At 34.4% G+C, this 7,894-nt stretch carries 9 protein-coding genes; 3 read left to right on the top strand and 6 right to left on the bottom strand.

Features of this window, described 5'->3' with window-relative positions:
• Positions 1–301: 301 nt before the first annotated feature.
• From BCR24_RS03125 to BCR24_RS03115, 3 genes are all read right to left on the bottom strand, one after another.
• The gene (locus tag BCR24_RS03125; protein ID WP_069639107.1) at positions 302–808 is read right to left on the bottom strand and encodes a GNAT family N-acetyltransferase; all 507 of its coding nucleotides are present in this window, start codon (positions 806–808) and stop codon (positions 302–304) included.
• A gap of 133 nt (positions 809–941) precedes the next feature.
• On the bottom strand, positions 942–1,313 hold the full coding sequence (locus BCR24_RS03120) for a hypothetical protein (protein WP_204638612.1): 372 nt from the start codon (positions 1,311–1,313) through the stop codon (positions 942–944).
• Between the two features lie 64 nt (positions 1,314–1,377).
• Positions 1,378–1,746, bottom strand: a complete 369-nt coding sequence (locus tag BCR24_RS03115) for a CvfD/Ygs/GSP13 family RNA-binding post-transcriptional regulator (RefSeq protein ID WP_069639105.1) — start codon at positions 1,744–1,746, stop codon at positions 1,378–1,380.
• Between the two features lie 199 nt (positions 1,747–1,945).
• Here BCR24_RS03115 and BCR24_RS03110 point away from each other — a divergent pair, with 199 nt between their 5' ends.
• A complete protein-coding gene (locus BCR24_RS03110; RefSeq protein ID WP_069639104.1) occupies positions 1,946–3,112 on the top strand; it encodes a MalY/PatB family protein in 1,167 nt (388 codons plus the stop codon).
• A gap of 59 nt (positions 3,113–3,171) precedes the next feature.
• On the opposite strand, the gene BCR24_RS03105 is transcribed toward BCR24_RS03110, so the two are convergent.
• The gene (locus BCR24_RS03105; RefSeq protein ID WP_069639103.1) at positions 3,172–3,759 is read right to left on the bottom strand and encodes a peptidylprolyl isomerase; all 588 of its coding nucleotides are present in this window, start codon (positions 3,757–3,759) and stop codon (positions 3,172–3,174) included.
• A gap of 226 nt (positions 3,760–3,985) precedes the next feature.
• On the opposite strand from BCR24_RS03105, the gene BCR24_RS03100 reads away from it, so the two are divergent.
• The gene (locus tag BCR24_RS03100) at positions 3,986–4,999 is read left to right on the top strand and encodes an NAD(P)/FAD-dependent oxidoreductase (protein ID WP_069639102.1); all 1,014 of its coding nucleotides are present in this window, start codon (positions 3,986–3,988) and stop codon (positions 4,997–4,999) included.
• Between the two features lie 124 nt (positions 5,000–5,123).
• Here the strand turns inward: BCR24_RS03100 and BCR24_RS03095 are convergent, their stop codons facing one another.
• Entirely contained in the window at positions 5,124–5,366 is a 243-nt protein-coding gene (locus tag BCR24_RS03095; protein ID WP_069639101.1) for a DUF1450 domain-containing protein, read from the bottom strand.
• A gap of 85 nt (positions 5,367–5,451) precedes the next feature.
• Between BCR24_RS03095 and BCR24_RS03090 the strand changes: the two genes are divergently transcribed.
• Positions 5,452–5,958: a phosphatidylglycerophosphatase A family protein gene (locus BCR24_RS03090; RefSeq protein WP_069639100.1), complete on the top strand. Its 507-nt coding sequence runs from the start codon at positions 5,452–5,454 to the stop codon at positions 5,956–5,958.
• 791 nt (positions 5,959–6,749) lie between these two features.
• Here BCR24_RS03090 and BCR24_RS03085 read toward each other — a convergent pair.
• Positions 6,750–7,622, bottom strand: coding sequence for a hypothetical protein (locus BCR24_RS03085; RefSeq protein WP_069639099.1), 873 nt, complete (start codon positions 7,620–7,622; stop codon positions 6,750–6,752).
• Positions 7,623–7,894: the final 272 nt, after the last annotated feature.

The raw sequence follows: 7,894 nt of genomic DNA, 5'->3' as shown, positions 1-7,894 counted from the left end.
GACAACTTCATTAGTTTATCAGGTCAGTTATCATTTGTCAACAATAATTTTTCTGATTCCTAAAGTTTTTTTCACCCGTTAGGATGTTATGTTATTTTTATCGTTCGACGTGTTTCATTAGTGCCTTGCGACAAGATATAATATAACAAGTTTTTCTTTATTGGTCAACCATTATTTTGAAAAAAATCAAAAAGAATTTTTTGTATTTGTATAACTCTTCGATTCATTTTCGCCTTTACACTACAAATATAGTTTCATATTTCAATTTACACTTATTTACTGTTTTTTTTCCAGACTATTTTTATAATTTATATGAAAATAGTTCGAATTCATTTCCATATAAATCACTTGCACTTCCTATATTAACAAATTCATTTCCAAGATAGAACTGAATAAGCTTTTGATTACGTGCTAAACAATCTAAACGTAGTTCTGATACTTCTGTTTTAAATTTTAGTTTCAACTCAGTCAACAATTCTTTTCCATAACCACTACCTCTATAGTTTGGCCGAATGATTACGCGATGGAGATAGTAAGCAAATTGCTTAGGGTCATACTCTTGCCAAAGTAATTTGTCCCATGCAGTTGGATTTTTCCATGCGGCTACCATTCCTGCTAATTGGTTCTTATTATTATAGAAGAAAAATACTTCTCCTCTTTCGACAGCTTCGGCTAAACCATGCTTATCTTCTCCCTGTAAAATATCAGACCACTGATCACTCCCTATTTCTTGTAACCATTCCGCACTTTCTTTTAATATAGATAGTGCTATTTTCGTTTCTGTCTTAGTGACTTTCTTTAGTTGCATTCTTTACTTCTTCCTATCTATATATACTTTTGTAAAAAAAAAGAACAAAACATGATTGCTTTGTCCTGTTTTTTAAACTCTGAAATAAAAGAGGTCACCACAGTGCCTTTTATTATTATGTAACTATTTAATGTTAAAACATTGGTACTCCTTGAATATCATAAGAAGCTAGTAAATTTTTTAATTCAGATGGTTTTTCCCACACGTAACTATCATTGTTCGTAGAATTCATATGTTCTTCGTTCATTTCAAATACAAATAAAGGCATATTTTCAGCATCTGTATGTGCATTTGTTAACTCGACTAAATTAATTGAAGTAACATCTAGTTGAATTTCTTCTTTAAAAAATTGTAACATACTCGCCAATCCGGTCATATCTTCAGAAACTTTTGTTGTCACAAACGCCATTGACTCACCATCAGGATGAACAAGAAACTTTTTTGAACCATCATTTAGATTCAGCATAATAGTACCAGCGACTTTTTTGTTAGACAAAACATCCACCTCAATTAATTTTTGTTTTCATAAACTACGAAAATTGTACCATATTTTCTGAAAAAAAACAGAATTATTTCTCAAGTAACTCGTTCATCGCTTCATTAGTCCAGATAGGAAGCTCTTTTTCTAATGTCTCAAACCCTATTTTTTTATTTTTATTGGTAAAGTATTTTTTACGGCGAAGATTTGGTTGCTGGATTTGTGTCTCTAAGGTTCTTAAAGATAAGCTGATTTTTTTTGAGTATTCATCAACATCAATAATCTGCACTTTAACCTTTTGTCCAACTGTCAATAAACTGTGAATATTTTTAGTATAGCCAGCTTGTACTTCTGAAACATGTATCAATCCTTGGATTGTATCACTTAATGAAACAAAAGCACCGTAGGGTTGTAACCCTGTGATCGTTCCGTTAAGAATCATCCCTATTTTGTATTCCATTTTCTTATCCTCTTTTCATAAATCCCATCAAAATGTTTTGCTTCTATAAAATGATATCACGTTCCATTAAAAAGTGCATGAATTTATTTCTACTACTTTATTTATTAATTCTTTTTGTTCATATTTTATCGAAAGTCTATTATACTATAGTTAGAGTTTATTTAGTGAAAAATGTTTTAGAATAGAAAGGATGGATTGAATGGTCAATTTTGATAGAGTTTATGATCGCCGTAATACAAATTGTTCAAAATGGGATTCCATTAAAGATACTTATGGAGAAGATGGTCTTTTGCCTTTGTGGATAGCTGATATGGATTTCAAAGCAAATCTGCCAGTCCTTGAGGCCTTAAAAGAAACAGCAGAGCAAGGAATTTTAGGTTACTCGCCTGCTCCCGATTCATTATACGAAGCAATTCAAAGTTGGCAAAAGCGGCACCATGATTTTTCCGTTGGTAAAGAAGCTATTCTTTTCAATAGTGGTGTTGTACCAAGTCTTTCATTAGCTATTCAAGCATACACTGAACCTGGTGATGCTGTTTTGATCCACGATCCAGTTTATCCTCCATTTGCCAAAGTCGTTGAACAAAATAATCGTAAACTGATTCGAAGCCAGCTATTAATAGAACAAGAACACTTCGTTATGGACCTGGAAATGATGGCGAAACAAATCGTGGATGAGAATGTACGAGTTGTTATTCTTTGTAATCCTCACAACCCTGGCGGCCGTGTCTGGAGCAAAAGTGAATTGGAAGCTTTTGGCAAATTATGTGCAAAATATGATGTTCTTGTTATCAGTGATGAGATCCATCAGGATTTGATTTTTGCTCCTCACGTGTTTACAACATTCACGAATGTCCACCCGACATTTAAGGATTTTTCAATTACTTTAACCGCTGCTACTAAAACGTTCAATCTAGCAGGGATTAAAAACTCAATGATTTTTATTGAAAATCCTGATTTACGGAAAAAATTTGTCGCTGCACAAGAACAAAATTTTCAAAATGAGATCAACATCTTTGGTTATGTTGGAACGGAAGCTGCATATAAAAATGGTGATACTTGGTTAAAAGAATTATTGGTTTACTTAAAAGAAAACATCGATCTTGTGAGTGAATTCTTACAAACTGAACTACCTAAAGTCAAAATGATGCGCCCAGAAGGGACTTATTTAATTTGGTTAGATTTCTCTGCTTTGGATTTGTCTGATACACAAATCCAAAACCGGCTTGTTCATCAAGGAAAAGTCGTTTTAAATCCGGGAATTTCTTTTGGTCCTAACGGGACACAGCATATGCGCTTAAATATCGCATGTCCAAAAGAAACTCTTGTAGAAGGTTTGCACAGAATCAAACATTCTTTTGAATAGTAAAAAAAGCTCAAAACAAAGTCTATTTTGTTTTGAGCTTTTATTTTAAATAAATGAGCTTATTCGCTGATTTCTACTTTATCGATCACTACGTCAAATGTTGGACGATCTTGTGAGTCTCTTTGTACACCACCAATTTCATCAACAACATCCATACCTTCCACGACATGACCGAAAACGGTATGACGGAAGTCTAACCAAGGGGTACCGCCTTTTTTATACGCTTCGATCACTTCTGTAGGGAATCCTGCCCCTTCTAATTGACCAAACATATTTGCAGGGACATTTTGATTATTTACAATAAAGAATTGACTGCCGTTTGTATTAGGGCCCGCATTTGCCATTGATAAAGCTCCACGCAAGTTAAATACGTCTTTAGAGAACTCATCTTCAAATTTTTCACCATAAATACTTTCGCCGCCCATACCTGTTCCAGTGGGATCGCCACCTTGAATCATGAAATCTGGAATGACACGGTGAAATATCACACCATCATAATAGCCTTTTTTCGCTAATTGAACAAAATTTTCAACTGTTTTTGGTGCATGATCCGGGAAAAGTTGAACAGTAATATCCCCACGGTTGGTTTTAATCACGGCTTTTGGGCCTTTAACATTCGCTAAATCTAATTGTGGAAATTCTGACATAGTTGTTTCCTCCTTATTAATTTTTACTTACTTATACTATCATAAACAACTTCACTTGAAAATTCCATTATCTTTGTTATTCTTTTAAGAGAAGCCTTTTTTCACAAACTCCCACTTGCTTTTTTCTGCTACAAGTGCTATTTTGTGAAAAACGATATACTACATTTTTTGCTTTCATTTTATATAGATGAAACCTTTTTTATTATAGAAACTGGAGGGAATTTTGATGTCTGATTCAAAAAACATTTATGATCTAACTATCGTCGGCGCAGGCCCCGTCGGTCTTTTCGCCGCTTTTTATGCAGGAATTCGTAAAGCAAAAACAAAAATTATTGATAGCCTACCCCAACTTGGCGGACAACTATCTACGCTTTACCCTGAAAAATATATTTATGACGTTCCTGGTTTTCCTGCAATTAAAGCCAGCGAGCTGATTGACAATTTAGAAAAACAAATTGCGCCTTTTGCTCATGAAACTTGTTTAGAGGAAGAAGTAAGAAACTTAGTGCAAGAAGATGGTTATCTGCGTATCGAAACTTCGAAGGGTGTTCACTATTCTAAAGCCGTTATCTTTGCTATCGGAAATGGCTCCTTCCAACCTAGACGTCTAACCCTTGATGGTGCGACAGAACTTGAAGGAAATCACGTTCATTATTATGTTACTGATATGAACAAATTTTCTGGTAAAAAAGTTGCGATTGCAGGTGGTGGTGACTCTGCCATTGATTGGGCGCTAATGTTAGAACCTATCGCTGAAAAAGTTTCAATTATCCATCGCCGTCCTGAATTTCGTGGACATGAACATAGTGTAGATAATTTGAAAAATTCTGACGTATCTATTTATACCCCTTATGTCATTGATCAATTATTAGTAGAAGATAATTCCTTCAAAGGTATCAAATTAAAAGAAACCAAAGCAGATAATTTCGAACAACTTGATTTGGATTCTTTGATTATTAATTATGGCTTCACTTCTTCATTAGGGCATTTGAAAGATTGGGGTTTAGATGTCAGCCGAAATGCGATTGAAGTAAACTCAGACATGTCAACAAACATTCCTGGTGTCTATGCAGTTGGTGATATTTGCAACTATGACGGCAAAGTAAAATTGATTGCCACAGGCTTCGGTGAAGCACCAACAGCTGTCAATAACGCATTGCACTTCATTAAGCCAGATGCTAGAACGCAACCGATGCACAGCACTAGTTTATTTGAAGGAAAAGAAGCGAAAATGCTTTAATCAAAAAGCCCAAAACAAAAGTGCTTAGCTCCGAGAAATAAGATGCACTGCTTTTTTCTCGCCATTTATTCAGATAAAGAGAGCGAAACAAAACTAAAAATCAGTTTTGTTTCGCTCTCTTTTTTTAACCCATTTCTTCTTGCCAAAGGACAAGGGCTTTTTTTATATTAACCACAAGCTCTTCTGGTGTTTCGCCGGTAATTCGTTCTCCTTCAAATAAAACAAAGTATGTTTGGGCGCAAAGAATGCATTCATTCATACAAGAATAAGAGATTACGTCTCCATTTTCTTCGATAAATGGATCACTTAACAATAGCTCTGCGCCTTTAGCCAAATTTTGTTCACAACATTCTATTAGTGGGTTCATCGATCTTCTCCTTGCAATTTTCTCTCTAGATAGTATACCATTGATGTATTCTAAGTCTATAAATGACGCATTGGAGGTTTTTATTTTGGTGATAAAAGGTGAAACGTTAGAAAACAAAGCACGACAGTTATTAAAAGATCGTGGCGTTGAGATGGAAGATTTGGCTGAATTAGTTTTATTCTTACAAAAGCCCTACATTGAGGATCTTGATTTAGCAACCTGTATTGAACATATCGACAGTGTCTTATCTAAACGCGAGGTTCATAATACGATTATTACAGGTATTCAATTAGATATCTTAGCTGAAGAAAAGAAATTGCTTCATCCTTTACAAGAAATTCTAGAGGAAGATGAAGGGCTGTATGGAATCGACGAAATTTTGGCGCTTTCGATCGTCAACGTGTATGGCTCAATCGGCTTTACAAACTACGGTTACATCGATAAAGTAAAACCTGGCATTCTTGCTAAATTAAATTCTCATGAAGGACCGCATGTTCATACATTTTTAGATGATATTGTGGGGGCCATCGCAGCAGCTGCTGCTAGTCGCTTAGCTCATTCTCAACCGGATAAAAGCCGTATCACACAATAATTTTCAATCAAAAAAAGAGTCGAATCTTACTGTATCAATTTTTTGATACTTAAATAATAATTCGACTCTTTTTTATTTTTTAACATCGTTTCAATTGCTACATTAGTAACCTTGCCATTATAATAAGTTTAAAGTATATGACATTTTCTTATACTTAGGTATAAAGCTACCACTATAGGCAACAAGAGTTCTTTCTGATAAATGAGCACATTTTTTCAGCTGTTGATTTTCTTCCCCAATAGATAAATCAAATGCCTATAGTGGTAAACTTTAGCCAACATATCCTTTATTCATTGAACCTTACTTAGCTTCATATCTAAGACTGTTCAACAAGGATACTTAAAACAAGAGATAGAAGCAAAAAATAAAAAAACAGTATTAGAATTCCTTCCAATACCGTTGTATCAATCAATAAGTAAACCCTGTCATGTTCATCATCTCGTATACTTTTAGGGGTAGATATTTTCCTAAAAATTGAGTACAATGAATCATGTCAGTGCTTTTGCATTGACGAGGGCAACTTGATTGGTCAGTGTCTTGACTCATCAGGGCTTCGTAGTTTGGCGGCCACCAGACTATGAAGTGCCTTTTTTATTTTATTATTTTTGCTTCTATCATGTACTCATTGTACAAGATGAGTGAATGTTTCGTCAATGCTGATTGAGCTTTATTTTTCCTTTAAAAATCGATCTTTATATAAATAAAAAATAGACAGACACTTTTTTCAATATTATTTGTTTAATAGCAAATCACTTTTTTGTTTTGTTTCTTTAAGAAGCATGTAACTATAGTTATTGATTTGTTGATACTGTCATTTTTAATGCTTGAAGTGCATCAAAGTGTTGAATTGTATAAACAATCAATCCTTTTTGCCAAACGATTGAATTATTTTGATAGCTATCACTTGTACTAGCTGTTAAAGAAATTTGTCCAATATTTTGAGGAGCTGGAAGCATCGCTGTTTCTAAGTAAGCCACAGCTTCTTTAGCTAACGGTTCAGCAACTTCTCCACCAATATTTGAAGCCCTAACAACCAGACTCCAATTTCCTTCTTGCCACGATAAGTAACTTGATCCCGCTGCCCCTTGTTGATAGCCAGTAATTCCATACCCTAAATCTATTTTACTTCCACCATTATCAATAATTTGATTTACTACACTAGCAGCTGTTTCATTGGAATCATACGATTTTTTTTCAAACGAGGCAATTGGTTGCAAGTCATTAACTACAATATCATTGACCTCGATTGCATGATTTTCAGCATAATATAAAATTCTGAAATTCTCCTGATCAGCCGTGCTTGTCGTTGCTGCGGTTAAATAGTCAGCTGTCTTACTTGTTAATATCGCTTGGGGTAAACGATCATTGGGAAATGCTGTGCTGAGCTGACTTAACACAGCATCTGCTTGTTTTGCAGGAGCATTCGTCTCTGCTTTGACTGCTGATTGGCTTTCACTTGATTTTGATTCAGACGAAGCTGAGTTCTCTGTAGAGGATTTGATTGAACTTGATTTTGTTGTGCTACTAGTTGAACTAGTGCTTTGACTACTATTTTCTGTACTTTTATTCGAAGTTGAACTTTCAACAGTCTTACTTTTTCCTCCACAGGCAGCTAGTGATATTCCTGCAAGTAGTATGAATGAATAAATGAGTTTCTTTTTCATTTTTGTCCCTCCTAGAACTTTCTTTTCTTTAGTTTATCATCAAATAACCGATTACTCACTTCTTATGATTAGGGATGCGATTTTTGCTTTTGAGTCTTAGACAATTGTTTTGATTTTTAATTTAGCTCGATAAAACAAAAACATTACTTTTAATGAAAATTTTTTAAAAATGGAAAAACCTAGAGGAATTTCCCTCTAGGCTTCATCATTGATTTAATTCTTTGGATTTTCTTCACCAACATTAGTTGACAAAGAGCCTTTTGTTTCGTAAA

It is taken from the genome of Enterococcus ureilyticus (assembly GCF_001730315.1).
GTDB lineage: Bacteria > Bacillota > Bacilli > Lactobacillales > Enterococcaceae > Enterococcus_L > Enterococcus_L ureilyticus.
This window is presented reverse-complemented; position numbering and strand designations above follow the sequence as displayed.